The organism is Bradyrhizobium sp. I71, from assembly GCF_022354745.1.
Taxonomy (GTDB): Bacteria; Pseudomonadota; Alphaproteobacteria; order Rhizobiales; family Xanthobacteraceae; genus Bradyrhizobium; species Bradyrhizobium liaoningense.
In genome coordinates, this window is sequence record NZ_CP059398.1 from 6,132,815 (window position 1) to 6,157,484 (window position 24,670).

At 61.7% G+C, this 24,670-nt stretch carries 23 protein-coding genes and 3 pseudogenes; 16 read left to right on the forward strand and 10 right to left on the reverse strand.

The annotated features are described in order from the left end of the window. Positions 1–25 precede the first annotated feature (25 nt). Positions 26–1,393 carry an aminotransferase class III-fold pyridoxal phosphate-dependent enzyme gene (locus tag FJV43_RS29340; protein ID WP_239622471.1) on the reverse strand — a complete coding sequence of 456 codons (1,368 nt, stop codon included), beginning with the start codon at positions 1,391–1,393 and terminating at the stop codon, positions 26–28. A 148-nt stretch (positions 1,394–1,541) separates the two neighbouring features. On the opposite strand from FJV43_RS29340, the gene FJV43_RS29345 reads away from it, so the two are divergent. Then, positions 1,542–2,207: a TetR/AcrR family transcriptional regulator gene (locus FJV43_RS29345; RefSeq protein WP_239622472.1), complete on the forward strand. Its 666-nt coding sequence runs from the start codon at positions 1,542–1,544 to the stop codon at positions 2,205–2,207. A 68-nt stretch (positions 2,208–2,275) separates the two neighbouring features. After that, positions 2,276–2,646 (forward strand): annotated as a pseudogene (locus FJV43_RS29350) (CoA transferase). 2 nt (positions 2,647–2,648) lie between these two features. On the opposite strand, the gene FJV43_RS29355 reads toward FJV43_RS29350, so the two are convergent. Next, positions 2,649–3,041: an FCD domain-containing protein gene (locus FJV43_RS29355; protein ID WP_239622473.1), complete on the reverse strand. Its 393-nt coding sequence runs from the start codon at positions 3,039–3,041 to the stop codon at positions 2,649–2,651. An 84-nt stretch (positions 3,042–3,125) separates the two neighbouring features. Beyond that, positions 3,126–3,266: pseudogene (locus tag FJV43_RS37275) on the reverse strand (hypothetical protein); the annotation flags it as partial. A 17-nt stretch (positions 3,267–3,283) separates the two neighbouring features. Between FJV43_RS37275 and FJV43_RS29365 the strand changes: the two are divergent. Beyond that, a complete protein-coding gene (locus FJV43_RS29365) occupies positions 3,284–3,544 on the forward strand; it encodes a hypothetical protein (protein ID WP_239622474.1) in 261 nt (86 codons plus the stop codon). On the opposite strand, the pseudogene FJV43_RS29370 reads toward FJV43_RS29365, so the two are convergent. Continuing rightward, positions 3,541–3,684, reverse strand: a pseudogene (locus tag FJV43_RS29370) (IS630 family transposase); the annotation flags it as partial. The gene FJV43_RS29365 and the pseudogene FJV43_RS29370 sit on opposite strands and share 4 nt — an antisense overlap. Positions 3,685–3,974: 290 nt before the next feature. Here FJV43_RS29370 and FJV43_RS29375 point away from each other — a divergent pair. Together FJV43_RS29375 and FJV43_RS29380 are read left to right on the forward strand one after the other, a co-directional pair. Next, complete coding sequence (locus FJV43_RS29375; protein ID WP_239622475.1) at positions 3,975–5,663, forward strand: amidohydrolase; 1,689 nt, start codon at positions 3,975–3,977, stop codon at positions 5,661–5,663. 27 nt (positions 5,664–5,690) lie between these two features. Next, positions 5,691–6,032 carry a 5-carboxymethyl-2-hydroxymuconate Delta-isomerase gene (locus FJV43_RS29380; RefSeq protein WP_028182201.1) on the forward strand — a complete coding sequence of 114 codons (342 nt, stop codon included), beginning with the start codon at positions 5,691–5,693 and terminating at the stop codon, positions 6,030–6,032. Positions 6,033–6,060: 28 nt separating this feature from the next. Here FJV43_RS29380 and FJV43_RS29385 read toward each other — a convergent pair whose 3' ends face one another. Genes FJV43_RS29385 through FJV43_RS29395 form a run of 3 tightly spaced genes read right to left on the reverse strand, consistent with a single transcriptional unit; the run spans position 6,061 to position 8,474 of the window. Next, entirely contained in the window at positions 6,061–6,855 is a 795-nt protein-coding gene (locus FJV43_RS29385; protein WP_239622476.1) for an IclR family transcriptional regulator C-terminal domain-containing protein, read from the reverse strand. Between the two features lie 60 nt (positions 6,856–6,915). Continuing rightward, positions 6,916–8,154 (reverse strand): FAD-dependent oxidoreductase, encoded by a 1,239-nt coding sequence (locus FJV43_RS29390; RefSeq protein WP_239622477.1) that lies wholly within the window; start codon positions 8,152–8,154, stop codon positions 6,916–6,918. Continuing rightward, entirely contained in the window at positions 8,151–8,474 is a 324-nt protein-coding gene (locus FJV43_RS29395; protein WP_239622478.1) for a 2Fe-2S iron-sulfur cluster-binding protein, read from the reverse strand. Before FJV43_RS29395 ends, FJV43_RS29390 begins: the two co-directional genes overlap by 4 nt. Before the next feature lie 217 nt (positions 8,475–8,691). On the opposite strand from FJV43_RS29395, the gene FJV43_RS29400 reads away from it, so the two are divergent. The 9 genes from FJV43_RS29400 to FJV43_RS29440 all read left to right on the forward strand — a co-directional run bounded on the left by FJV43_RS29400 (position 8,692) and on the right by FJV43_RS29440 (position 18,243). Then, the gene (locus FJV43_RS29400; protein WP_239622479.1) at positions 8,692–10,377 is read left to right on the forward strand and encodes an amidohydrolase; all 1,686 of its coding nucleotides are present in this window, start codon (positions 8,692–8,694) and stop codon (positions 10,375–10,377) included. Positions 10,378–10,434: 57 nt separating this feature from the next. Further along, the gene (locus tag FJV43_RS29405; RefSeq protein ID WP_239622480.1) at positions 10,435–11,793 is read left to right on the forward strand and encodes an aromatic ring-hydroxylating dioxygenase subunit alpha; all 1,359 of its coding nucleotides are present in this window, start codon (positions 10,435–10,437) and stop codon (positions 11,791–11,793) included. A gap of 34 nt (positions 11,794–11,827) precedes the next feature. Further along, positions 11,828–13,270: a glutamine synthetase family protein gene (locus tag FJV43_RS29410; protein WP_239622481.1), complete on the forward strand. Its 1,443-nt coding sequence runs from the start codon at positions 11,828–11,830 to the stop codon at positions 13,268–13,270. A 31-nt stretch (positions 13,271–13,301) separates the two neighbouring features. Further along, a complete protein-coding gene (locus FJV43_RS29415) occupies positions 13,302–14,477 on the forward strand; it encodes an ABC transporter substrate-binding protein (protein ID WP_239622482.1) in 1,176 nt (391 codons plus the stop codon). Between the two features lie 64 nt (positions 14,478–14,541). Further along, positions 14,542–14,910, forward strand: coding sequence for an amidohydrolase family protein (locus tag FJV43_RS29420; protein WP_239622483.1), 369 nt, complete (start codon positions 14,542–14,544; stop codon positions 14,908–14,910). Continuing rightward, positions 14,910–15,779, forward strand: a complete 870-nt coding sequence (locus FJV43_RS29425) for a branched-chain amino acid ABC transporter permease (RefSeq protein WP_239622484.1) — start codon at positions 14,910–14,912, stop codon at positions 15,777–15,779. Before FJV43_RS29420 ends, FJV43_RS29425 begins: the two co-directional genes overlap by 1 nt. Positions 15,780–15,807: 28 nt before the next feature. Further along, positions 15,808–16,785, forward strand: a complete 978-nt coding sequence (locus FJV43_RS29430; RefSeq protein WP_239629661.1) for a branched-chain amino acid ABC transporter permease — start codon at positions 15,808–15,810, stop codon at positions 16,783–16,785. A 32-nt stretch (positions 16,786–16,817) separates the two neighbouring features. Further along, the gene (locus FJV43_RS29435; protein WP_239629663.1) at positions 16,818–17,549 is read left to right on the forward strand and encodes an ABC transporter ATP-binding protein; all 732 of its coding nucleotides are present in this window, start codon (positions 16,818–16,820) and stop codon (positions 17,547–17,549) included. Beyond that, the gene (locus FJV43_RS29440) at positions 17,530–18,243 is read left to right on the forward strand and encodes an ABC transporter ATP-binding protein (RefSeq protein WP_239622485.1); all 714 of its coding nucleotides are present in this window, start codon (positions 17,530–17,532) and stop codon (positions 18,241–18,243) included. The genes FJV43_RS29435 and FJV43_RS29440 overlap by 20 nt, the downstream gene beginning before the upstream one ends. Here FJV43_RS29440 and FJV43_RS29445 read toward each other — a convergent pair. Further along, on the reverse strand, positions 18,203–18,631 hold the full coding sequence (locus tag FJV43_RS29445) for a hypothetical protein (protein ID WP_239622486.1): 429 nt from the start codon (positions 18,629–18,631) through the stop codon (positions 18,203–18,205). The genes FJV43_RS29440 and FJV43_RS29445 overlap by 41 nt on opposite strands. 593 nt (positions 18,632–19,224) lie before the next feature. Here FJV43_RS29445 and FJV43_RS29450 point away from each other — a divergent pair. Beyond that, complete coding sequence (locus FJV43_RS29450) at positions 19,225–20,679, forward strand: ATP-binding protein (RefSeq protein WP_239622487.1); 1,455 nt, start codon at positions 19,225–19,227, stop codon at positions 20,677–20,679. Beyond that, on the forward strand, positions 20,676–23,663 hold the full coding sequence (locus tag FJV43_RS29455; protein WP_239622488.1) for a bifunctional [glutamine synthetase] adenylyltransferase/[glutamine synthetase]-adenylyl-L-tyrosine phosphorylase: 2,988 nt from the start codon (positions 20,676–20,678) through the stop codon (positions 23,661–23,663). Before FJV43_RS29450 ends, FJV43_RS29455 begins: the two co-directional genes overlap by 4 nt. On the opposite strand, the gene FJV43_RS29460 is transcribed toward FJV43_RS29455, so the two are convergent. Both FJV43_RS29460 and fdhD read right to left on the reverse strand, forming a co-directional pair. Further along, a complete protein-coding gene (locus FJV43_RS29460; RefSeq protein WP_239622489.1) occupies positions 23,620–23,853 on the reverse strand; it encodes a formate dehydrogenase subunit delta in 234 nt (77 codons plus the stop codon). The two genes, FJV43_RS29455 and FJV43_RS29460, sit on opposite strands and share 44 nt — an antisense overlap. Then, positions 23,843–24,670 carry a formate dehydrogenase accessory sulfurtransferase FdhD gene (gene fdhD / locus FJV43_RS29465; RefSeq protein ID WP_239622490.1) on the reverse strand — a complete coding sequence of 276 codons (828 nt, stop codon included), beginning with the start codon at positions 24,668–24,670 and terminating at the stop codon, positions 23,843–23,845. Before fdhD ends, FJV43_RS29460 begins: the two co-directional genes overlap by 11 nt.

Here is a 24,670-nt window from a genome sequence, read left to right on the forward strand (position 1 = left end):
GTCCTGGCGCCGCCCTCGTGTTGATCTATTCGACCGCGCTGATCGCCTCGTCGAACGTGTCCGCAATCTTATCGGCATGTTCGGTCGTGAAGGTGAGCGGCGGGGAGATGATGAACGTATCGGCGAGGTTGCGGATCAGGATGCCCTTGGCAACGCATCTCTCCCAGATCCGCTGGCCGAAATTCTCCGCCAGATCGAACGGCCGCTTGGTTTCAGGATCGGCGACCAGCTCGATGCCGATCATCAGTCCCTTGCCGCGCACGTCACCCATGTTGGGATGACGCTTCTGGATGTCCTTCAGCCGCGCCAGCAGATAGGCGCCGACCTTGCCGGCATTGGCCGGCAGCTCTTCCTGCTCGACGATGCGCAGATTGGCGATCGCGGCCGCGCAGGCGAGGGGATGCCCGGCATAGGTGTTGCCGTGCATGAAGGCGCGCGGCGTGAACTGGGACTTGTCGTCGGACTGGAAGGCCGCTGCAACCTTCGCATTGATCAAGGTCGCGCCAAGCGGGATGTAGCCGCTGTTGATCCCCTTGGCGAACACCATGATGTCGGGCTTCACGCCCCAGGCGCGGCTGCCGAACATGCTGCCGGAGCGGCCGAAGCCGGTGACGACCTCGTCGGCGATCAGCAGCACGCCGTGGCGATCGCAGACCTCGCGCAGCAGCGGCCAGAAATTCGCAGGCGGCACGATCACGCCGCCGGCGCCTTGCACCGGTTCGGCCATGAAGGCCGCGACGCTGTCCGGACCCTGGTAGATGATCTCGCGCTCCAGCAGCTCGGCGCAGAGCCGGCCGAGTGCCTCCGGATCCGACGTGAAGGGATTGCGATAGACGTGCGGTGTCTCGACCTGGAAGAAGCCCGGCAGCAGCGGCGTGAATTGCTCCTTGTAGACATTGACGCCGCCGGCCGACAACGCGCCGAGCGTCACGCCATGATAGGCGCCGCGCAGCGAGATGATCTTGGTGCGCAGCGGCTGGCCGGCGAGCCGCCAATACTGCTTGGCGAGCTTGATGGCAGCTTCATTCGCCTCCGAGCCGCCGGATGAGAAGAATGTACGGACCATGCCTTCCGGCTCGGCGAGCCGGCAGAGCCCGTCCGCGAGCGCGACCGACGGGCTGTTGGTGGTGTTGCCGAAGGTGGAATAGAAGCTGAGACGATCGAGCTGTTCGATGATTGCCTGTTTGATCTCGGGCCGGCCATGCCCGACATTGACGTTCCACAACCCGGCCTGTCCGTCGAGATAGAGAGCGCCCTGGCCGTCCGAGACATAGACACCGTCACCGCCCTCGATGCAGATTGGCGGGTTCGCGGCGAGGAAGTTAGCATTCGCGAAGGGGTAGACGACGTGACGAGTCAGCGTGTCGTTGTTGCGAGCGGCTGCTGTGGTCATGTTCTCGTTCCTTTTTTCCCCGCAGCTTCGATGTTCCCCTGCCTCAAGGATAAACACAGGAGCCAAAACTGGTCAAATGACCAATTTTGTGCAACATGCAAATTTGTGCGCCACGGGATAGACAATCGCGCGCGCATTGGAGAGACGGATGACAACTGCGGCACGTGAGCAGGTCGGCGCCAAGGGCGAACGGACGCGACGCCAGATCATCGTCGGCGCCTTGCAGGCGCTCGCGACCGGGGGCGTCGCGGCGACGACGACCCGCGACATCGCGGCCGGTGCCGGCGTTCGCCTCGCCACGCTGCACTACCATTTCGAGAGCAAGAGCGCGCTGCTGCTTGCGGTGCTCGAACATCTGATCGATGAGACGACCACGGCGCTGCGCGAGGAGACCGGCGAGGCGGCTGACATCGCAAGCTGCATCCGCGGGTCCCTGCGTGCCGGCTGGCGCTATCTGACGCGAACGCTCGAGCTGCAGATCGTGCAGTACGAGCTAACCTTGTACGCGCTCCGCCGCGACGATGCAGTCGGGCTCGCGGGTTATCAATATGATGCATATATCAAGGTCTATCAGGACATCCTGCAGGGCGTTGCTGGGCGCACCGGCGAGCTCGATGCGGCTGAGTGCGCCGACGTTGCGCGGTTCATGCTGGCCGGTATCGATGGACTATTGTTGCAGGAGCTGGCGAAGCCGAACAGGACCAGATCGTCGCACGCGATCGAGACGCTGATCGCGGCGACTCAGGTATTCGCAAGCGGGCTGTCGAACAACCGTAAAGCGCGAAAGGCGCGGAGGCCCGCGACGCGGGGATGAGCGCTGCTGCATAAGTCGGCGGAGTCGGCTATCAGCGCAGCCTGGCGCACAACCGTCGCCCGCACCGGATGCGAGACGGGTATATCTGCCCGCTCGTCCACACGGACAAGCACTGGCGGAGTTTCTTCGCAGCTATCGGGCAGCCGGTTGTTTTCGAGAACGACAAGCGGTTCTCCTCGCAAAGCGAGCGGCTCGCTCACAAGTCTACGGATATCTGGCCAGCGTGCTGGCAACCCGCACGACGGCGGAGTGGATCGGCATTCTTGCCGAAGCTGACATTCCCGTGGCGCACATGAACTCTTTGGGGGATGTCGTGAGCGGCGAGCACCTGCTCGCCATCAACTATTTTCGAACGATCGAGCATCCATCGGAGGGACTGGCCGTCCGAATGGCAAGTGTCGCTCGACGATCGAAAAACGAAGAGATGGTGCCATATTGATGCTAGCGGCGGAGCCGCCGCGCGGTCTTCGTGGGCTCGCGCCCAACGATCGCCTCGAAGATGCGATGGTGATCCTCGTGGCGGCGGCGAACGTCTCCTTCTTCAAACGCCACGACATTGCGTGGCGACGAGACCGGCACCTGCTGACACGGATAGACCATGTCGTTGAGGAGCCGCGAACCGGCAGACGCATGGATCGTGACGTGGAAAGATGCATTGATCCGGCTATACTCAGATCGATGCTCGTCGGTGATCTGCCCATTGCGAAGCAAATCGTCGCCGTCCCGGAGCGCCTGTTGTAAGGTCCCTATCTCGCCGACGTTAAGCCCGCGCTCGGCGCTGAGTCGCGCCGCAAGGCCCTCCAGCACGGATCGCACTTCATAGGCGCTGATCACTTCGTCGATTGAGAATTCCCGCAGCGTATAGCCGGGGTTGGGCGTGTAATCGAGCAGTCCCTCCGATGCGAGCTTCTGAAGCGCCGCGCGGACGGGGGTGCGCGAGACGCCCAGCAGCGTCGTCAGCTCGACGAGAGGGACGAGCTCGTGCAGATGCTGGCGAACGCGTGGGGTCTCGCCGCCCGCGTTCAGGGGCGTGAGCGGTATTATGCAGTCATGTTCGATCGCGTCGAGGGGGCCGTGTGCGCCTGGTCAAGCGTGTGCACGACGAGATCGTGCTCGCCAGCGAGCCATTCGCTTGGCAACTCGACCGCAAATACAAAGTTGAGCTGCGCGTGGCCGGCACGTGTATCGAGACGTATGTCGACGGCAAGAAGATGTTCACCGTTAAAGACACTGGCGAACTGCCGCTGACCGGTGGAGCGGTCGCGCTTCTGGTTGACAGCGGTTCGATCTCGACTGAAGAAGTACGCGTCTCCTCGAATGCGATGCGCGAAAGCTAGTGTCCTGAACCAGAAGTTCGCAACATCGCTCCGTTTTCTGCCGGGGCATTGTATCGGCAGAAGCGCTCGCTGGAAGCAAGGATGCCATCAGCGGACTTGGTCCATCGGAATGGTTTCGGATCGGCATTGTGTCGTTCGATGACGAGGTGATATCCGCCCTGAGGGCAGCGACACTGCGATAGACGCCGCGCGGGGACAATCAGGGGCAACGCGCACCAAAGCGCGAGAGCAGCTGTGATCGCCGGCCGGAGCGATCCTGCTTGTCGGATGCCCCGCTGTCGACTGAATGATTTCGCTCAGCACGATCCATGCAGTGCAGGTGTCGTCCTCGAAGATCGGCCAAAGCCTGGTCTTTTTGACAATCGCAAACCGGACGTGTAGATTCCGAACATATGTTCGTTAGTCGAACAAACAACAAGATGAGATGGGAATGATGGATTCACGTGGCCATGGTGCCCGCGGCGCGAACCGCAGCGAGTCCATCGGCGCGCCCGATACGATTTACACCAACGGCAAGTTCCTCAAGGTTGACCCGCTGTTCGGCGTGGCGAGCGCGGTCGCCGTGAGAGACGGCCGCTTCGTCGCGGTCGGCAAGATCGATGAAATATCTGCGCTCGCGGGCCCGAACACGGCCATTATTGATTTGGACGGTCGAACCGTCCTTCCGGGCCTGATCGATACCCATGCTCATGTCGAGCGGGCGGGATTGATCAAGTACACGGTGCAGCTGAACGACGTCACCACGGTCGAGCAGGCATTGACCCGTATCGGGGAGCACGCTCGCAGATTGCCCAAGGGGAAATGGGTGCGCGGTGCACAATGGCACCCGGTCTCGCAATTGGTCGAAAAGCGCTTCTTGACGCGCGAGGAGCTCGATCGGGCGGCTCCCCACAATCCGGTGTGCTTGCCGATTGGCCACTTCACTCTCGTCAACTCGGAGGCATTGGCCCTCGCGAAAATAACGAAGGACACGCCTGATCCGGATGGCGGGATCATCCATCGCGACAGATCCACCGGCGAGCCGAATGGTACGTTGGAGGAGGCCGCGGAGGACCTTGTTCACGACCTTCTGCCCGAATGGTCGGACGAGGATCGCGATGAGCAGATGAAGTTCGCGATGCAATACTTCAATCAATTTGGGCTGACCTCCGCAATTAGCGCGGCAGTCGATCCCGCAACTTTCCGCGCCCATCAGCGAGTCCGGCAAACCGGACAGGCGTCTTTGCGCATCAGTGCCATGTACGCGCCGACGGGCGGCCTCAATCCCAGCATGACGATCGAAGAATGGGAGCTGTTCTTCTCTCGCATCGGCGCAGCTTCAGACTTCGGCGACGATTGGTTGAGCTATTCCGGCGTCAAGCTTCAGATCGACGGCGGGATGACATTGCGAACAGCCGCGATGCGGGACGGTTACCCCGACGATCGCGAATACAAGGGGACCATCGTTATCGAGCCATCCAGGTTCAATGCCCTGGTTGCAGCGGCCAATCGCTATGGCTGGCGCGTCGGTGTTCACGCCGTTGGGGACGCCGCCATCGACCGTGTCTTGGACGCCTACGAGCTCGCGGATGCTGAGAGATCTATCAAGGGAAGGCGCTTTATCGTCATCCATGGCAGTCTGATGCGACCAGATCAAATGCAGCGTGCCAAGAAATTAGACGTGCGTGTCGATGCGCAGACCTCGTTCCTCTGGGACAAGGCGGCTGTCGTGGCGAAATTTCTCGGCAAAGATACCGCCGACCGGGCCTTCCCCATGCGAACCATGATCGACATCATGGGCTTGAAGTTGATTGGGCAAGGTACCGACTATCCGATCAACCTCCTAAATCCATTCGTCAATATGTATGTCATGGTGACCCGCCGCGACAAGAATGGCGACGTGTATGGAGAAGGCGAACGGATCAGCCGGAAGGAAGCTATCCAGCTCTACACGAGCGCAGCATCTCGATACTCGTTTTCAGAGGACAAAGTCGGATCAATAGAACCGGGCAAGTATGCCGACATGGTTGTTCTGTCCGACGATATCATGACGATCCCGGAAGAAAGCATCAAGGACATCACGGCTGTACGGACCATCGTTGGGGGGCGAACGGTCTACGACGGTGAGGCCATCTCATGAGCGCGACCTAAAAACGAGAACAACGTCATGCCGCACTTGGTGATCGAATACTCGGAAGGGGCGCTCGCTCGCGACGACGTAACAGGCTTGATGGAAGCGCTCTTTGAAGCCGCTTGGCGAACGGGGATCATGAAGGCGGAGGACGTCAAGGTGCGGGCGTGCGTCTACAACGATTTCCTGGTTGCCGGGAAGCGTGACAGCTTCGTGCATCTGTCGGTCTACTTGCTCGAAGGTCGATCGCCCGACCAGAAGGTTGAGCTGAGTACGAGCCTTCGACGGACGATGACAGAGCGATGCCCGGATGTGGTCAGCATAAGCGTGGATGTCCGTGACATGGACCCGGTCGCCTACAAGAAACGGCTGAAATGACGGGTGCTCGCCAAAAGGCGGCAGCTTCTCAGACGAGCAGGGGCTGCGCGGCGAGGGACATCTCTTTGAGGAGAGGCAGGAAGCGATCGATCATCTCACCGGTCGTGATGCGATCGACATGAGCGCCAATATTTGCGGCTGCGATGACGGCGCCATCGTAGCGGCGAATTGGCACCGATATGGAGCGAAAGCCCTCTTCGGCTTCCTGATCGACAAGGCTATACCCTTTGGTGCGGTCGGCAATGATTGTCGCAATCACTGCCGATTTGTCGAGCAGCGTCGACTGGGTCTGAGCCGCCAGCTTCATGCCGTCGACCGTTCTCGTCAGCTCGTCGTTTGCCAATCTGCCCAGCAGAACGCGTCCCACTGACGTGCAGAAAGCCGGCAGCCGATATCCTATGTCCAGTCCGCTCGAGAATACCCGCGCCGGACTCGAGCGGGCGATAAAAACGACCTCTTCGCCATCAAGGATCGCAAGGGAGCAGACCTCCTTGGCCTTGCCGGCGACCTCGTCCATCAACGGCTGCATCACGGTGCTGATTTGGTTCGACGTCAAATAGGCTGAAGCCAAAAGCAGTACCCTGGGCGTCAGCGAAAACAACCGCTCGTCGCTCACGACGAATCCGGATTTTACGAGGGTCATCAGGATCCGGCGCACCGTCGCACGCGGAAGATTCGCGCTCTTGGACAGGTCGCTGAGGGTCATTGGACGGCGATCGATGCCAAAGGACTGTATCACGCGAAGACCCCGATCCAGGCTCTCGATGAACTCGCTTCCCTCCCGCGCCTTTTCCTCTTCTTCCGTACGCTTCAGCCTCGGCATTCTATTGGGCGGTCCCTGTCGGCGGCCTCTCGGAAGTGAGAACCATCACAAATCCGCACGCTAGGCGCCAGCCTTGTCTCCGGCTGTCACCAGGGATTTGAGGTCAAAGGAAGCGTCTGCGGCCTGCTCCGGTGCAGGGGAGATCCCCGCGGCAATCAGGCGCCGGGCTGCCATTTGCTCGCCTGGCCGGTTGACGCTGTCCACCGCGACCAATCGGCCCTGGCGAAAGTAGAAGACCGAGAACCTTCCGTCGTCGACCGAACCTCGGACCGCCTGCCGATCATACTGTCCGGCCAGCCCGACGATCTGCAGCTTGACGTCATATTGGTCGGACCAGAACCTCGGCACACTCTCATAGGGCGCTCGATCGCCGGCGATCGCCAGTCCAGCGGCCTTCGCTTGATCCTGGGCGTTTTGCACCGATTCCAATCTGACCCAGCTTTCGCAAAAGCGGTTGAAGTGGTTGGCGCAGTCACCGGCCGCGAAAATGTCCGATGTTTCGGATTGTCCGTGCTCGTCAACAACAATTCCATTCGTGCATCTAAGCCCCGCCGAGCGCGCGATCTCGTCATTGGCGACACCACCAATCCCCACCAGCACCAGGTCGGCGCGGACACTGGCACCGTTGCCCAGCACGACAGCGGAAACTTTTCGATCGTTTCCTTTGAAGGAGGTAACCGTTTCGTCGAGCTTCACGTCGACGCCAGCCCGCAAATGCGTATCAAGAAGAAAGGTCGACAAGATCGGCGAGACCGCACGCTCAAGCAGGCGGCTGCTCGCTTCTACGACGGTGACCTTCTTGCCCAGCTTTGCCGCGGAGGCCGCAACTTCCAGCCCTATAAAGCCGCCCCCGACAATGACGATCTCCGCGGCATCGGCCAGCCGTGCTTTCAGGTCGATCGCATCGGTCACCGAACGCAGATAGAAAATTCCATCGAAGTCCGCGCCCTCGACCGCGATGCGCCGCGCGCGCGAGCCTGTGGCGATGAGGAGTTTTTCAAACTCCAGAGCGTTGTCGCCGGCCAGAGTGACCTGCCGCGCGCGCAAGTCAAGCAGCGTGGCGCGCTGCCCAAGAACGAGATTGATCTGCTTGCCTTCGAAGAAAGTCTCGTCGCGCAAGATCAGGTTTTGCTCGCTGATGCGCCCGAGAAGGAAGTCCTTGGATAGCGGCGGCCTCTGATACGGCAACCACTCTTCGTCGCACACAATGGTGATGGGCTGAGAATAGCCGGCGTCACGAGCAGTGAGAGCGGCTTGAATCCCGGCATATGAGGCGCCGATGATGACCAGCCCGGTCATGACCGCCTCGCCGGCACATGGACCACCAGCTCGTCGAGAGGGGCCAACACCTTCAGCTGGCAACTCAGCCGACTGTTCGGCTTTCGCTCTCCCGAGACGGCGGATAGCAACTCGAGCTCTTCTTCGCTCGGCTGAGGGAGAGAGCTTGTTTGTTCTTCGTCGACGTAGACGTGGCAGGTCGCGCAATCGAGGGAGCCGCCGCATTCGCCGTCAATGCCGGGAATACCGTTGCGAACGGCCGCGAGCGTCACGCTCAGGTCGCGTCCGACCTCGATGGATTTTTCGCTGCCGTCCTGCTGGACAAATCTCACTCGCGGCATTCGACCTCCGTTCGTTGTGGCTGTTCGGTCTAAGAACATAAGTTCGATTACCGGTTACAGCAATTCTAGGAGCCCCTCAATATCGATCTGGTCGCCGCGGCTGCGGTTCCATTAGGCACATTTTGCGGAAATATTTTGCTTGCCTGCTCGTCACATTGGAGTCATTCTGAGTTAAATCGAACCTTTGTTCGTCTATCGAACAAGCAGGAAGGGCGCAATGAAGCTGACGACAGCGATCGTGGGAGTGGTGCTGACATCAAGCGCGGCGTTTGCCCAGCAGCAGGAGGCCAATGCTCCCTCGCTTGCCTTGATCAATGGCAAGATTTTCACCATGGACGGTCAGTCAAAGGTTGCGGAAGCGCTTGCCGTTCGCGACGGAAAAATCTTGGCCGTAGGAGACACGGCGACGATCAAGGCGTTGGCCGGAAATCGCACCCGTACAATCGACTTGCAGGGCAAGACTGTCGTTCCCGGGCTGATCGACACGCACACGCATTTCAGGGCCGCCGGTCTGTCGGACTACGTCGTGAATATGAGCGGCGCCAAGACTGTTGCGGATGCCCTCGCAAGCATCAAGCAGTTCGTGGCGAAGAAGAAGCCCGGCGAGTGGATCATCGGAAGCGCCTGGCATCCCCCGTCACAGCTCGCGGAAAAGCGCTACCTGACACGTCAGGAGATCGATGGCGTCGCGCCGAACAATCCGGTCTATCTCCGGACCGTTGGCCACTTCTCGATGGCCAATTCGATGGCGCTCGAGAAGGCCGGCGTAACCAAGGCCACCCCAAACCCAAGCGGCGGATCGTTTGAGCGCGACAGTGCTGGTGAGCTGACCGGCGTTCTGGTCGAGACGGCGATCGACAAGGTCGAAAAGGCCGTTCCGGAGTGGACAGCGGACGACGAGTTTCGCCAATTCAAGCTCGCGGAAGGTGTGCTAAACTCGTTCGGGATCACCAGCGCCGTAGAAGGGGCCACCTCGCCCAGAGACATCGCGGCCCTGCAGCGAGTGGCGCAGGCCGGTGAAGCAACGCTACGGGTCGGTCTCATGTGGCGCCCGGAGCCCCCCGCCGAGAACGCAGCCTGGGAGGACATCATGCGCGGCAACGGCGCCTCGTCGGGCTTTGGCGATGACTGGCTGAAGTTCGCCGGAATCAAGATCCTTTACGATGGCGGCATGACGCTCAAGACGGCGCTCATGCGCGAGGCCTATCCGGACTCGCATGATGACTACCACGGCATTGCCCAGCAATCGCCGCAACGTCTCAAGGAGCTGGTGTCCATTTGCAATCGCCACAATTGGCGCGTGGGTGTTCATGCCGTCGGCGACAAGGGCATCGACCAGGTCCTTGATGCCTTCGAAGCAGCCGACAAGGAAAAATCGATCAAGGATCGTCGTTTCGTTCTGATCCATGGAAGCTTGATCGTGCCCGAGCAAATGGAGCGCGCGAAGCGCCTCGGCGTCAGAGTCGACTTCCAGAACGTGTTCATGTGGGACAAGGCGACCGCCGTCGAGCGTTTCCTGGGTGCGGCGGTCGCCAATCGGGCTGTGCCCACGAAAACTCTCATCGAGAAGGTGGGGCTGAACAGCCTCGGCGCAGGCACCGACTTCCCGGTGAACACGATCAATCCCTTCATCAACATGTACATCATGGTGACCCGCAAGGATCCTGCCGGACGCGTTTATGGAGCGAACGAAGCCGTCAGCCGCGAGCAGGCGCTGCGCCTCTACACCAGCGCGGCATCGCACTACATGTTCGAAGAGAACGAGAAGGGGACGATCGAGGCCGGAAAACTCGCGGATCTGACCGCGTTGTCGGCGGACCTCATGACGGTCCCCGAGGAACAGATCAAAGACATCAAAGCCGACCTGACGATTGTCGGCGGCAAGATCGTGTTTCAGCGTTAGTCTGCGTCCCGATAGCAAGAGGACGCATCTCGAAGCCGGAGAGAGGAGACCCAAGTCATGATGAGCCAAGAGCAGAACGACCTCATTACCCGCGTCGGACCAAAGGCGCCTGCGGGAAAGCTGATGCGGATGTATTGGCAGCCTGCTGCACTTGTCGACGAACTCGAGGAGGGACGCCCCATCAAGGCCGTCAAGCTTCTCGGTGAGAACCTCGTTCTGTTCAAGGACGAAACGGGGCGCTATGGTCTGCTCGATCGCGACTGCCCGCATCGGGGCGCCGACCTTGCCTTCGGCCGGCTCGAGAACGGCGGCCTGCGCTGCGCCTTCCACGGGTGGCTGTTTGACACCACGGGACAGTGTCTCGAGACGCCCGCCGAGCCTGCAAACTCCTCGCTCTGCAAGAACATCAAGCAGCGGTCCTACCCCGTCCTGGAGAAGGGTGGAATCCTGTGGGCGTATTTGGGTGAAGGCGAGCCGCCGGCGTTTCCGGAGATCGACTGCTTCGCGGCGCCGGGCGAATACACCTTCGCCTTCAAGGGCCTGATCGAATGCAATTGGCTGCAGGCCCTGGAAGTCGGCATCGACCCGGCTCATGCCTCGTTCCTTCACCGGTTCTTCGAGGATGAGGATACATCGGCGGCCTACGGCAAGCAGTTTCGCGGTGCGTCGGCCGACTCGGAAATGCCCATGACGAAGGTCCTGCGCGAGTACGACCGGCCGATCATCAACGTCGAGCACACCGAATACGGCCTGCGGCTCATCGCCTTGCGAGAAATCGACGAGCAGCGCACCCACGTTCGCGTCACCAACCAGCTGTTCCCGCATGCGTTCGTCATTCCGATGAGCACGGAGATGACGATTACCCAGTGGCATGTGCCCGTCGACGACGAGAATTGCTATTGGTATGCGATTTTCACCAGCTACGCCGCGCCCGTCGACAAGGCGAAAATGCGCGCGCAGCGCCTCGAGCTTTACGAGTTGCCGGAATACCGCTCGCGGAAGAACAAGTCGAACGACTACGGCTTCGACCCGCACGAGCAGGCGACCGAGACTTACACCGGCATGGGCGCGGACATCAACGTCCATGACCAGTGGGCCGTCGAGTCGATGGGCGCCATTCAGGACCGGACGCGTGAGCATCTCGGGCAATCCGACAAGGCGATCGTTCAGTACCGCCGGCTGCTTCGCCAGGAGATCGAGAAGGTGGCCGCCGGGGGCAAGCCGCTGTTGTTCCTCGACGCTGCCAGCGCGCGCAGCATCCAGGGGCCGGCCACAATGGACGGCATCGGTCCGACGAAGGGCTGGGAAACCTACTGGATGGAAGTGGACGTCAGGCGTCGTCGGGGCGCTCCCTGGGCCGCGCCGGTGCCCGCCGAGCTCGCCAAGAAGGTGCCTCACCTGACCGCCGCCGAATAACCCAGGCCGGCCCAGCTCAGCAAAGGAGATGTCGTTGAGTTTCGTCGAAAAGCACGGTCTCTGGTCGGCCGAACAGAAGGAGGCTGCCATCCGCATGCGGCGGATGGCGGAGGAGCAGGAGCTGCATACGATCCGGCTCTCCTTTCCGGACCAGCACGGCATCTTGCGCGGCAAGGCGCTGGTCGCTTCCGAGGCGCTCTCGTCGATCGAGAGCGGCTGCTCGATAACGACGACATTGCTCGCGAAAGATACCTCTCACCGCACGGTGTTTCCCGTCTTCACCGCCGGCGGCGGGTTTGGGATGAACGAAATGCAGGGGGGAGGCGACGTCATGATGGTCGCCGATCCCACCACCTTCAAGGTTCTCCCCTGGGCACCAAAAACGGGGTGGGTGCTTTGCGACCTCTACTTCTCCGACGGACGACCCGTGCCCTTCGCTACCAGGGGCCTGTACAAATCCGTGCTGGGGCAGCTCAAGGACCGGGGCTATGATTTCAAGGCGGGCCTCGAGGTCGAATGCCACATCTTCAAAGTCGAGAATGCCCGGCTAGCACCTAGGGACGCCGGCAGTCCCGGCCAACCGGGTGAGCCTCCGGAGGTCAGCCTGCTTTCGCAGGGCTATCAGTACCTGACGGAGCAACGTTATGACCAGATGGAGCCTGCGCTCGAGCTGATCAGGCAAAACATCGTGGCGCTGGGCTTGCCGCTTCGGTCGATCGAGGTGGAATACGGGCCGAGCCAGTGCGAGTTCGTGTTTCAGCCCACCGTCGGCATTGAGCCGGCGGACACGATGGTACTGTTTCGCACGGCAGTGAAGCAGATCTGCAACCGCCACGGCTATCACGCGACCTTCATGTGTCGGCCGCGGATACCGAACGTGATGTCATCGGGGTGGCACCTTCACCAATCGCTGGTCTCCCGAACAGACGGCGCCAACGTGTTCATGACGAGCGAACCGGCCGGTCTGTCGAAACTTGGCAAGCACTATATGGCGGGGCTGCTGGAGCATGCCAGGGCATCCGCGGTCTTCTCGACACCGACGATCAATGGCTACAAGCGCTACCGTTCCTATTCGCTGGCTCCGGATCGGGCGATCTGGGGACGCGACAACAGGGGCGTCATGATCCGCGTGCTGGGCGGTCCCGACGATAAAGCCACCCGGCTCGAAAACAGGATCGGCGAGCCGGCCGCAAACCCCTATCTGTACATGGCGTCGCAGATTCTGGCCGGCCTCAACGGCATTGATCGCCAGCTCGATCCCGGTCCGTCGGCGGACACCCCCTACGAGACCAAGGCGAACCTCCTACCGACCTCCTTGCGCGAGGCGGTGTTCGCGTTGCGCGATGACCCCTTCTTCCGCGAGGCTCTGGGAGAGAAATTCGTCGACTACTACGTTTTCATCAAGAACGCGGAAATCGAGCGCTTCCAATCGACGGTCACCGAGTGGGAGCAGCGAGAATATTTCGAAATGTTCTGAAATGGCATCACCGAAGCAGGAGAAGAGAGACATGGGCTTGAGGTTTGGACTTGTTGGGGCCGTCGCGATTGCCACCGCCTGGATCTCGCCGGCGCAGTGCGACACGATCAAGGTGGGGATCATTGGCACCATGTCCGGTCCGTATGCCTTGTTCGGCCAGAATTTCAAGTACGGCATTGACGCCTGGGTGGCCAAGCATGGATCGAAAGTCGGCGATCATCAGATCGAGTTCGTCTATCGCGACGAAGAATCGCCGAACCCTGCCAAGTCGAAATCATTGGCTCAGGAGTTGATCGTCAAGGAGAAGGTTCAATACATCGCGGGACTGTACTTCACTCCGGACGCGCTGGCCGTCGCTCCACTTCTTGAGGAAGCGAAGGTACCTATGATCGTCATGAACGCCGCTACGTCCGCGATCGTCGAGAAGAGCCCCTACATCGTGCGGACGTCCTTTACGATGTGGCAGAACACGGTCCCCGCGGCAAAGGTGGCGAAGGCCAGAGCGGCCAAGAAGGTGGCGATCGCCGTCAGCGATTACGGTCCGGGCGTTGATGCCGAAGCAGCCTTCAAGAAGACGTTCGAGGCAGATGGAGGCACCATCGTCCAATCGGTCAGGATGCCGCTCAATACAACCGATTTCGGCCCAATCATGCAAAGGATCAAGGATTCCGGCGCAGACATGATCTTCACGTTCTTGCCGGCCGGTCCGCCGACCCTGGGGTTCGTCAAGGCCTATATCGACAACGGACTGAAAGCGTCCGGCGTGAAGTTGCTGTCCACCGGTGATGTCGTGACCGAGCCGGATCTTCCGAACATTGGTGACAGCGGCGAAGGCATCTTGTCGACTTACCACTACGCGGTCTCGCACGACTCTCCAGAGAACAAGGCCTTCCTGGCCGATATGATCAAGGCTGGCGCCAAGCCTGACGACATCACCATGGCGTCGGTCGCGGCTTATGACGGTGCTCGGCTCATCTACAAGATGGTTGAGGCCACGAACGGTCAAAAGGATCCGGACAAAGCCCTTGCGGCCGTGAAGGGCATGAAATGGGTCAGTCCGCGCGGACCCGTGTCGATCGATCCGGATACCCGGCATATTCGTCAGAACGTATATCTGCGCGAAGTCGTGAAGCAGGACGGCAAGTTCCTCAACAAGGAACTGCAAACGTTCGATGCGCAGCCGGACTGGGGCCTAGCGAAGAACTAGAGCGGATTGCTCGCGAAGTAAATCTCGCGAGCAATCTCTTCATCGTGTCGGAGAAGGGCCCAGAATGAGTGGTCGGCCGCAGTCTATTCGCTTCGTCAGCGGTCGCATCTATCGCGATGCCAGCGACCGGCTTCCGGCCGATACGCTGGTGACGCAAAATGGCGCCATTGTCGGCGTTCAGGACGAGGCCCCCTCACGCAGCCAGACGATCGCGAGCTATTTGCAGGGTGGCGCGGATGTGTTGCGCCAGAAGAGCTGGCGGGGCACGCTTCGCGCTGGCAGCGCCGCGGACCTGGTCGCCTTGGATCAGGACCCGTTCGACTCGTCCGTCGACCTGCGGTCGGTCAAGACCTTGATGACGGTGGTCCGCGGCACCATTGGGCGTGACGCGTCGGGGTCGCAACATTTCAAAGCCGCGGAAGTATTCAACTAATGGCGTGGACGGTTCTCAGCATCGGGCTGGATGCCCTCTCGTACGGCATGGTGCTCTTCATCATCTCTATCGGGCTGTCCATCATGATGGGCCTGATGAGGGTAGTGAACCTTGCTCATGGCGCATTTGCGATGATCGGGGGATATCTCGCGTCTTTTGCGCTCAAGAGCGCAGGAGTTGGATATCCGATCGCGATTGTCCTGGCGGTCCTCGGCACCATCGTGATCGCCTTTCCGCTTGAGTTTCTTCTCTACCGCCGGATTTATCGCAAGTCTGATGAGCTGACCCAGATTTTGCTCACGATCGGCATTGCGTTCGTCATCATCGGCGTTGCCAACTACATTCTTGGCCCGACAACCAAATCCATTCCGCTGCCTCCGCTGCTGAGCGGTCCCGTCGATCTCGGCTTCCGAATGATCCCAGCTCATCGGATTTTCGTGATGATTTGCGGAGTGTGCACCGCAGGCTTGCTCTGGCTACTGATCGACCGCACCGAGTTCGGGATCCGGCTGCGTGCCGCGGTCGACAACGGTGACATGGCCGAGTCGCTTGGAATCAAGACGCAGATCCTTTTTTCCGCGACGTTCGCGCTTGCGGTCGGCCTGGCGGCGTTCGGGGGTGTGGTGGGCGCCGAGCTCTTGCCCGTCGAACCATTTTACGCGCTCAGATATATGGTGACTTTCCTTGTCGTCGTCTCGGTCGGCGGGGCAGGATCGATACCAGGCGCCGTGGCGGCATCGATATTGCTTGGTCTTGCGGACACGACCGGCAAGTACCTTGCACCCGAATATGGTGAGTTCTTCTTCTATCTTGCGGTCATCCTGGTCGTGTTTCTGTTTCCGAACGGCCTTTTGGGCAGGAGGCACTGACGTGACCGATCGAATCATGGTCGATGGCATGAGCGCGCCTCGTTTCTCCGTCCCGCTCGAGCTGCACGCTGTCGTGATCACGCTGGTGCTCGGAGCGCTCGGCTATACGCTTTTTCCGGACGACCTCGCGTTTCTGACAAGGCTGATCAGCATCGCGCTTCTGGTGCTGTCGCTCGATCTGGTCACGGGATATTGCGGTGTCGCCACCCTGGGGCATGCGGCGATCTACGGTGTGAGCGCCTACGTCGTTGGTAACGCCTGCCTTGCCGGGCATTCCGATCCCCTGCTGCTGTTGCTCGTGGGGGCGGTGGCCGGTGCTCTGATGGGGCTGGTCTCAGGGCTCCTTGTCACGAGGTTCAAGGGTCTCCCCCAGCTCGTGCTGTCCATTGCTGTCGGACAGCTCATCGCGGCGCTAGCCAACAAACTGTCCAGCCTGACGGGCGGAAGCGACGGATTGTCCGGCATTTCGCCTGGACGAATCTTCGGGGTCTATGCTTTCGACATGTACGGGCGCACCGGCTACGTATTCTCCGTTGCGGTGCTCATGGTCGTGTTCGTGGTGCTGCTTCGAATCGTGCACTCTCCCTTCGGCCTTCTCTGTCAGGCAATCAAGGATGACAGCCTTCGGGCACGGATGATCGGTGCCCGCGTGTATCCCCGGCTCGTGCTGATGTATGGCGTGTCGGGGGTTGTTGGCGGAATTGGTGGCGCTCTCAACGCCATCAATACAGGCGTCGTGGGACTTGATAGCGTCGGATTTGAGCGGTCGGCTGAAGCTCTCGTTATGCTCGTCCTGGGTGGCGCGGGCAGTCTCTGGGGCGCGCTGATCGGATCCATCGTCTTCCAGGTGTTCGAGCACTATGTCTCGGCTGCAAATCCATTCCATTGGATGACCATGGTCGGTGCGTTGCTGATTGCGGTCGTGTTGTTCGCCCCCAAAGGCCTGGTATCCCTGGGGGGCTTGCTTGCTGGTCGCACCGCGTCGCTGCTGAGGAGGCGCCCGTGAGCCAGTCCCTGCTTGAACTGCGAAACGTTTCGATGTCCTTCGGCGGGATGAGGGTCAACGATGATATCTCCTTCAGTATCGGGAAGGGAGAAAGGGTCGCATTGATTGGCCCGAACGGCGCGGGCAAAACCACGCTCGTCAACGTTATCTCCGGTGACTTGACCCCTTCACAAGGGGCCGTACACCTCGCCGGTGTTGATGTGACCGCGCTACCGATTTCCGATCGCGTCGATGCCGGCTTGATCCGGACATTTCAGATTACGAGGCTCTTCAAGAGCCTGACGGTCGCACAGAACGTCGCGCTCGCCGTGATGCAAAGGAAGGGGCTCACGAGAAATATGTTTTCCTCCCCGATTGATCGGCCGGACGTTCGCCTGGAGTGGGAACGGGCCCTTGGAACGCTCGGTATCGCACATCTAGCCGACAGGCAGGTCTCGCAACTGGCGTACGGTCAGCAGCGCCTTCTTGACCTGGCAATCGGGCTTGCTCTTGAGCCGAAGGTCCTGCTCCTGGATGAGCCCGCGGCAGGGGTGCCGTCAGAGGAGTCTTCCAAGATCATCGAGGCGATCGACAGATTGCCTTCTGATATTGCGGTTTTGATGATCGAGCATGACATGGACCTGGTCTTCAGATTTGCCCGCCGTGTGCTCGTTCTCGCCAACGGAAAGCTGATCTTCCAGGGCGATCCGACAGAAGTCACGAACCATCAGGAAGTCCGTCGAGCCTATCTAGGTAGCTACGCAGATGCCCGCCACGCGTCTTGAAGTCAAAGGTCTCAGTGCTGGGTATGGCCTCACGCGTGTCGTGGATGACATGTCTTTCGAGGTCTTGCCTGGAGGTCGTCTCAGCGTCCTTGGTCGAAACGGAGTCGGCAAGACGACCTTGCTCGCATCGCTAATGGGTCTGACAACCCATCATGGCGGGAAAGTATTCCTGGGCGAAGCAGATCTCACGGATTCCAAGGCATCTACACGTGCTCAGCGAGGTCTCGGCTACGTACCGCAGACACGCGACATTTTTCGGTCGCTGACGGTGGAAGAAAACCTGGTCGCAGGTCTCAAAGATCGAGGTCGAGAGGCGCTTGAAGAGGTCTACGTGATGTTCCCGAGACTGGCTGAACGCCGGCGCCACTTCGGGACGCAGTTATCGGGCGGCGAGCAACAGATGCTTTCGCTTGCCAGAACGCTGCTAGGAAGGCCCTCGGTTCTCCTCTTGGACGAACCGCTTGAGGGTCTCGCCCCGGTGATCTGCGATCAAATCATGGACATCATCACGGCGTTAGCGAGCTCTGGCGAGATGACCATCGTTTTGGTCGAGCAGCAGATCGAACGAGCACTACGGTTTGCCGATCAGGTCATGGTGGTTGAACGGGGCAAGGCGGTCTGGAGTGGGGAGTGCGCGCACTTGCGCGACGACCCTAAGATGGTCGAGCGCCTGCTCGGTGTCGGATTACATTAAAGCGGGCGGTGTTCCTGCTGACCCAATATGACGGTTCGGCATCATCGCCGACACGATGCGACAAGCAGAACTCAAGCACTTCGCGGCGAAAATTCTGTTTGGGCTCTAGGTCGCCCTTTATCTTCATCTTCTCAGCTGGAACCATCCACGTCTTTGCTTCGAAGTCGAGCTCGGTCCATTCCATGAGCCGGATTTCTTGGCTGCGCGACACGGTGAGGATGCCGACTTCTGTGCAGCGCGCGGCATTGCCGGGATCAGAGCGCAGCCCTGTCATCATTTGCGGCATCTTCGTGTAAGGCTCGGACCGATGTCCCTTTTTGCGATTCAGCTTGCGGGGCGACGGCAGCAGGTATTTGAGGTTGCCGCGCCATGCGGCCTTCTCGTGCAAGCTCGGCACGTCGCGGATGGAGAGCTGCCATTGAGTTTACTCCTCTTTGACGCGCGGATCGATGCCCTGGCGCTTCAATGCAACCTTGTATTCGCGTGCCTTCTCGCGCGCTGCTTAGGGTCAGAACGTCACCCCCTGCGCTGTCGCGGTCGCCAGCCTTGGCGAACTCCATCTGCGCCCGTTTGCCCTCGGGGTCGGTGAAACGGAAGGCCCACACCCGATCACCGCTTCCGCGCACGACCAGGTGGAGCCCGCCAGTGCCGCATGAACGCCAGCTTGCAGGGATTTAACTTGGTTCGAATTGAGCGCCGCTTTAACGTTCCCCTTTCGCTTACCACTTACCGGCGCGGATGCTTTGCCCGTCATGGTCAGTCGTTCCACAAGCACCAGTCGGATGTGTGACCGTCACGGATACTTTCAAAGAGGCGGATGTGCCGCCTTACCACTTTTTGCAAAGACCGGCCGGCGTTCGGCGATTTTAGGCGAAGACAGACGATAGCTTATGAACCCAAGGTACTGTAAATAAAGCAGAATACGAAGGGTGACGATGCTCGGTGATAGCAGACGCGGCACTGAAATTGGATACATGATCCGTGACGGCATTCGGTAAACTCGTCCGCACCACGGCGTTCCGGCTGACGCTGGTCTATCTGCTGCTGTTCGCGATGTTCGCGGCCTCGCTGCTGGCCTATTTCGCCTGGAACACGCGGCGGCTGATCACCGAGGAGATCACGCAGACGGTCAATGCCGAAACCTCGGAGATCAACGAGATCTACGGGCGCCGCGGCCTGTTTGGCCTCGTGCGGACGATCGAATATCGGGCGCTGCGCCCGGGCGCGAACCTCTACCTCGTGACCACCCCGACCGGGCAGGCGGTCGCCGGCAATGTCGGCTCGCTGGCCCCGGGCGTGATGGCGACGCGCGGCTGGTCCGAAACCGCCTACCGGCGGATCGAGGACGCCGATGACCGCGATCATCGCGCGCTGGTGCGCGTCACCGAATTGGAGAACGGCTTCCGCCTGCTGATCGGTCGCGACCTCGCCGAGCGGCGGCGTCTGTTCGGCATCGTCGCCAAGGCGGCGCAATGGTCGGTCCTCATCGTGGTCGTGCTTGGCCTCGCCGGCGGTATTTTCGTCGCGCGGAGGGTGCTGAGGCGCATCGACGCCATGACCGGCACGGCGCAGCGGATCATGACCGGAGATCTCAGCGAGCGCCTGCCCGTGGGGCGCAGCGGCGACGAGATCGATCGTCTCGCCGAGAACCTCAACGCCATGCTCGAGCGGATCGAGGCGCTGATGGCGGGGCTGAAGGAGGTTTCGGACAACATCGCCCACGACCTCAAGACGCCGTTGACGCGGCTGCGCAATCGCGCCGAGGAGGCGCTGGCGAGATCAGGCTGCGAGGCCGATTACCGCGCCGCGCTGGAGCGGACCATCGAGGAATCCGACGGGCTGATTCGTACTTTCAACGCGCTTCTGATGATCGCGCGCGCCGAGTCCGGACAGGCGCGCGGCAACATGGATGATTTCGACGCCGCCGAGGTCGCCAATGGCATCCACGAGCTCTACGAGCCCCTGGCGGAGGACGACGGCATGACCTTGAAGGTGAAGGCCGATCCGACACCGGTTCATGCCAACCGCGAGTTGATCAGCCAGGCGCTCGCCAATCTGGTCGAGAATGCGATCAAATACGGCAAGCCCGCTTCGCAGCCCGCGGGAACCGTGGTCAGCATGGATAGCCGGCAGATTACGATCGAGGCCCGGCGCGAGGGCGATCAGGTGCTGCTCAGCGTCACCGATCGCGGCCCCGGTATCCCCGAAAGCGACCGCAAGCATGTCGTCGAGCGATTCGTCCGCCTGGAGGCGAGCCGCACGCTGCCGGGCTCCGGTCTCGGCCTCAGCCTCGCCTCGGCTGTTGCCACGCTGCATGGCGGAGAATTGCGGCTGGGCGATGCCCATCCCGGTCTTGTCGCCACGCTGGCGCTGCCGGCGCGCGCGGGCGACAGGGTTGCTCCGCCAATGCCGGATGTGCCACAGAAGGTGGCATGAACCTCTCCGCGCCGGGAAACGCGGACAAGCATGGTGAGAGGCTGGCCGCACGCTTCGCGGAAGCTCCCCATATTGCCGCTTCCACAACCGACGAACGACGTTTGGAAAGCTGGCTGGCCGAGCTTGAGCCGGCCCAATCGGCGCGTCTGGAAGCGCTCCTGGGCCACCCCTTCGCCCGCGACATCCTGGCCGGGATCGCGGAATTCTCGCCCTATCTGTTCGATCTGGTGCGCGCCGATGCCCCGCGCCTGATCCGGCTGCTCGAATGCGATCCGGATACGCATCTCGCCGCACTGATCGCTGAGGCGAGGGGCGCGGTGCTCGCGGCACCTGACGAGGCCGAGGTGATGCGGCTGCTTCGCCGGATGAAGGCAGAGGCCGCGCTGCTGATCGCGCTGTGCGACATTGGCGGTGTCTGGCCCGTGATGCGGGTGACGGCGGCGCTCACCGATGTTGCCGTGTCCTCCGTGCAGGCGGCGCTGCAATATTTGCTGCGGCAGGAAGCCGCACGCGGCAAGCTCTCGCCGCCCAATCCGGAGGCACCCGAAGAGGGCTGCGGGCTGATCGTGCTCGCGATGGGCAAGATGGGCGCGGGCGAGCTGAACTATTCCAGCGACATCGATCTGATCGTGTTCTTCGATCCCGATGCGACAACGCTGGCGGCGGACATCGAGCCGCAGCCGTTCTTCGTCCGTGTCACGCAGGGGATGGCGCGCATCCTCCAGCAGCGCACCTATGACGGTTACGTCTTCCGCGTGGATCTGCGCCTGCGGCCCGATCCGTCCTCGACACAGGTGGCGATCTCGCGGGACGCCGCGCTGCATTACTACGAGCGGGAAGGCCGCACCTGGGAGCGCGCTGCAATGATCAAGGCGCGGGCCTGCGCCGGCGATCCCAGGGCGGGTGAAGCGCTTCTGGCAGAGATCGCGCCCTTTGTCTGGCGCAAGCATCTCGACTTCGCCGCGCTCGCCGACGTTCACGACATGAAGCGGCAGATGCAGACCTATCGTGGCCAGAGCGAGGTCGCGGTCGAGGGACATAACGTCAAGGTCGGGCGCGGCGGCATCCGCGAGATCGAGTTCTTCGCGCAGACTCAGCAGCTGATTGCGGGCGGCCGCCATCCGGAATTGCGGGTGCGGCCGACGCTCGAGGCGCTCGATGTACTCGCCTCCAGCAAGTGGATCACCTCTGCGGCGCGCGACGAGCTGACGACGGCCTATGAATTCCTGCGCCGGGTCGAGCATCGCCTCCAGATGATCGCCGACGAGCAGACCCATACGCTGCCTGAGGACAGGCAAGCGGTCGATCGCTTCGCCTGGTTCTTCGGTTATCGGGATCGCGAAGCCTTTGCGCGCGACCTGTTGCACCAGCTCCAGATCGTCCAGGGTCACTACGAAAAACTGTTCGAGGGCGACGATCCGACCGGGACGGCCAAGCTGCCGGCGCTCGACTATGGTGCGGGTCCCGACGATCCGCGCCTGCTCCAGCATCTGGCGACGCTGGGCTTCAAGAAGCCGGCCGCCGTCGCGCAGACCGTGCGCGACTGGATCACCGGTGACTACCGCGTATTCCGCAATGAGGCGACGCGAAGCGCTTTCGTCGAATTCGTGCCGGCCCTGATCGACGGTCTTGCCCACTCCGAGGAGCCGGACCGTGCCGTCGTGGCGTTCGATCAATTCCTCGGGGCACTGCAGCGCGGCGGCCGGCTGATCACGCTGCTCGGCCAGAACCGGGATCTCGTCGCGCTGGTGGCGCTGGTGCTGGGGGCGGCGCCGCGGCTTGGCGAGATGCTGGCGCGGCAACCGCAGCTCATGGATGGTCTGATCGACCCGCGCTTCTTCGGCGCCATGCCCGACAGGCAGGAATTGTCGGGCCGGCTCGCGGCCACCGTGCGAGACGCGGACTCCTACGAGGAGTTTCTCGATCGCCTGCGCCTGTTCGGCCAGGAGAGCCTGTTCCTGATCGGAACGCGCATCCTGTCCGGCACGGTTTCGGCGCAGCAGGCGAGCACCGCCTTTGCCGATGTCGCCGAAGGAATCGTGCACACCGTGCATGGCCTTGTCGCCGATCGCTTTGCCGCCCAGCACGGCCGGATCACGGGGCAGGAGACCGCGATCATCGCGATGGGCCGGCTCGGCAGCCGCGAGATGACGGCCTCGTCCGATCTCGACCTGATCCTGCTCTACGATTTCGACAGCGAAAATCCGGACTCCGATGGACCGAAATCGCTTCATGGCGCGCAATATTTCGCGCGCTTCACCCAGCGCCTGATCAGCGCCTTCACGACGCGCACCAATTACGGCGTGCTCTATGAGATCGACATGCGCCTGCGGCCGTCGGGACGCGCCGGCCCGGTGGCCTCGAGTCTCGTTTCATTCGCGGACTACCAGGCCACCGAGGCCTGGACCTGGGAGCACATGGCGTTGACGCGCGCGCGCGTGGTGTCGGCATCGCCCGAATTCCGGGAACGGATCGAGCGTGTCATCCGCGATGTCCTGACCCGCCGACGCGATCCCGCAATCACGGCCAACGACGTCGCCGACATGCGGCGCGCGATCGCGCAGGAGAAGGGCGAGGCCGATTGCTGGGATATCAAGCATGCGGCCGGCGGCATGGTCGACATCGACTTCATTGCGCAATATCTCCAGCTCGTGCATGCCCACGAGAAGCCGGACATTCTCGATGTCGGCACCATGCAGGTGCTGGAAAATGCATGCCGGCTCGGCGTGCTCGCACAGTCCGAGACCGAGATCTTGCGTGCCGCGGCGCGGCTCTATCACGACCTGACGCAGATCCTGCGGCTTTGCGTCAGCGAGCGCTTCAAGCCTGAGACCGCCGGCACCGACCTCCTGCGCGTGATGGCGCGCGCGGGCGACGCGCCGGACTTCTCGTCGCTGGAGGCGCGGGTGAAGGAGACCCAGACCGAGGTGCGGCGCGTGTTCAGGGCGCTGCTGGAAGGGACGTCGCCTGCTTCAACGAGGTGATGGCCTCGCGCACATCAGGTTCGAGGCCCGCACCGCCGGCATCGAGATGAGCGAAGATCGCGCGCTTCATGCGGGGATCCCAGAATTTCTTGATGTGCTCGGCAATCCCCGGCACGGACTTGTCATGGCCCTGGCTCCGGAAGAATCTGCCGATCTGGTTGGCCATGTAGATCAGGCGGTCAGGCGACATCGGCAACCTCCGTGGCATGGCGCGCGACGATCCGGCTGCCATGCGAGAATATTTCGAACCCGTCCTGCCGTGCGATCGCGATCAGCGTGATGCCGGCGGCTTCCGCCGTGCGTACCGCGAGCGCGGTCGGTGCGGACACGGCGATCATCACGGGGGCGCCGATTGCGGCCGTCTTCTGCACCATCTCCACCGAGACCCGGCTCGTCAGCAGCACCACGCCGCCGCGCGCATCCGCGCGGCTGCGCGCCAGGGCCCCGGCGAGCTTGTCGAGCGCGTTGTGACGGCCGACATCCTCGCGCAGCGCGACGATGCCGCGTGCTGGGGACCAGAACGCGGCGGCGTGAACGGCGCGGGTTTGCATGTTGATCGATTGCAGGGGCGTGATCGCCTGCATCGCCGTCATAATTTGGTCCGGCGTGAAGGTCTGCCCCTGCGGCACCACGGCCGCCGGCCGCACCGCCTCGGCAATGGACTCGATGCCGCAGATGCCGCAGCCCGTGGGTCCCGCGACGTGGCGGCGGCGCTCGTTGATGCGGGCTGCATCCTCCGATGCCAGCCACATCCGCAGCTCGATGCCGTCGTCGAGACGGACCACGTCGAGAGAGCGAATGTCGTCGACCGAACCGACGATCCCTTCGTTCACGCTGAAGCCGACCGCAAAATCCTCGAGGTTCTGCGGTGTCCCCATCATGACGGCGTAGGTGCCGCCATTATAGGTCAGCGCCAGCGGAGTCTCCTCCGGGATCAGCCGTGGGCCCTCTGATGCGATGCCATCACGCCAGATCTCGCGGTCGGTGGCCTGGACCGGAACGTGCAT

Bases quoted from the DNA above. Each gene is read 5' to 3' on its own strand.
- FJV43_RS29405 (WP_239622480.1), top strand. From the start codon at position 10,435: ATGATGAGCCAAGAGCAGAACGACCTCATTACCCGCGTCGGACCAAAG.
- FJV43_RS29425 (WP_239622484.1), top strand. From the start codon at position 14,910: ATGGCGTGGACGGTTCTCAGCATCGGGCTGGATGCCCTCTCGTACGGC.
- FJV43_RS29345 (WP_239622472.1), top strand. From the start codon at position 1,542: ATGACAACTGCGGCACGTGAGCAGGTCGGCGCCAAGGGCGAACGGACG.
- FJV43_RS29400 (WP_239622479.1), top strand. From the start codon at position 8,692: ATGAAGCTGACGACAGCGATCGTGGGAGTGGTGCTGACATCAAGCGCG.
- FJV43_RS29380 (WP_028182201.1), top strand. From the start codon at position 5,691: ATGCCGCACTTGGTGATCGAATACTCGGAAGGGGCGCTCGCTCGCGAC.
- FJV43_RS29385 (WP_239622476.1), bottom strand. From the start codon at position 6,855: ATGCCGAGGCTGAAGCGTACGGAAGAAGAGGAAAAGGCGCGGGAGGGA.
- FJV43_RS29455 (WP_239622488.1), top strand. From the start codon at position 20,676: ATGAACCTCTCCGCGCCGGGAAACGCGGACAAGCATGGTGAGAGGCTG.
- FJV43_RS29340 (WP_239622471.1), bottom strand. From the start codon at position 1,393: ATGACCACAGCAGCCGCTCGCAACAACGACACGCTGACTCGTCACGTC.
- FJV43_RS29375 (WP_239622475.1), top strand. From the start codon at position 3,975: ATGATGGATTCACGTGGCCATGGTGCCCGCGGCGCGAACCGCAGCGAG.
- FJV43_RS29390 (WP_239622477.1), bottom strand. From the start codon at position 8,154: ATGACCGGGCTGGTCATCATCGGCGCCTCATATGCCGGGATTCAAGCC.
- FJV43_RS29420 (WP_239622483.1), top strand. From the start codon at position 14,542: ATGAGTGGTCGGCCGCAGTCTATTCGCTTCGTCAGCGGTCGCATCTAT.
- fdhD (WP_239622490.1), bottom strand. From the start codon at position 24,670: ATGCACGTTCCGGTCCAGGCCACCGACCGCGAGATCTGGCGTGATGGC.
- FJV43_RS29430 (WP_239629661.1), top strand. From the start codon at position 15,808: ATGAGCGCGCCTCGTTTCTCCGTCCCGCTCGAGCTGCACGCTGTCGTG.
- FJV43_RS29395 (WP_239622478.1), bottom strand. From the start codon at position 8,474: ATGCCGCGAGTGAGATTTGTCCAGCAGGACGGCAGCGAAAAATCCATC.
- FJV43_RS29440 (WP_239622485.1), top strand. From the start codon at position 17,530: ATGCCCGCCACGCGTCTTGAAGTCAAAGGTCTCAGTGCTGGGTATGGC.
- FJV43_RS29415 (WP_239622482.1), top strand. From the start codon at position 13,302: ATGGGCTTGAGGTTTGGACTTGTTGGGGCCGTCGCGATTGCCACCGCC.
- FJV43_RS29460 (WP_239622489.1), bottom strand. From the start codon at position 23,853: ATGTCGCCTGACCGCCTGATCTACATGGCCAACCAGATCGGCAGATTC.
- FJV43_RS29435 (WP_239629663.1), top strand. From the start codon at position 16,818: ATGTCCTTCGGCGGGATGAGGGTCAACGATGATATCTCCTTCAGTATC.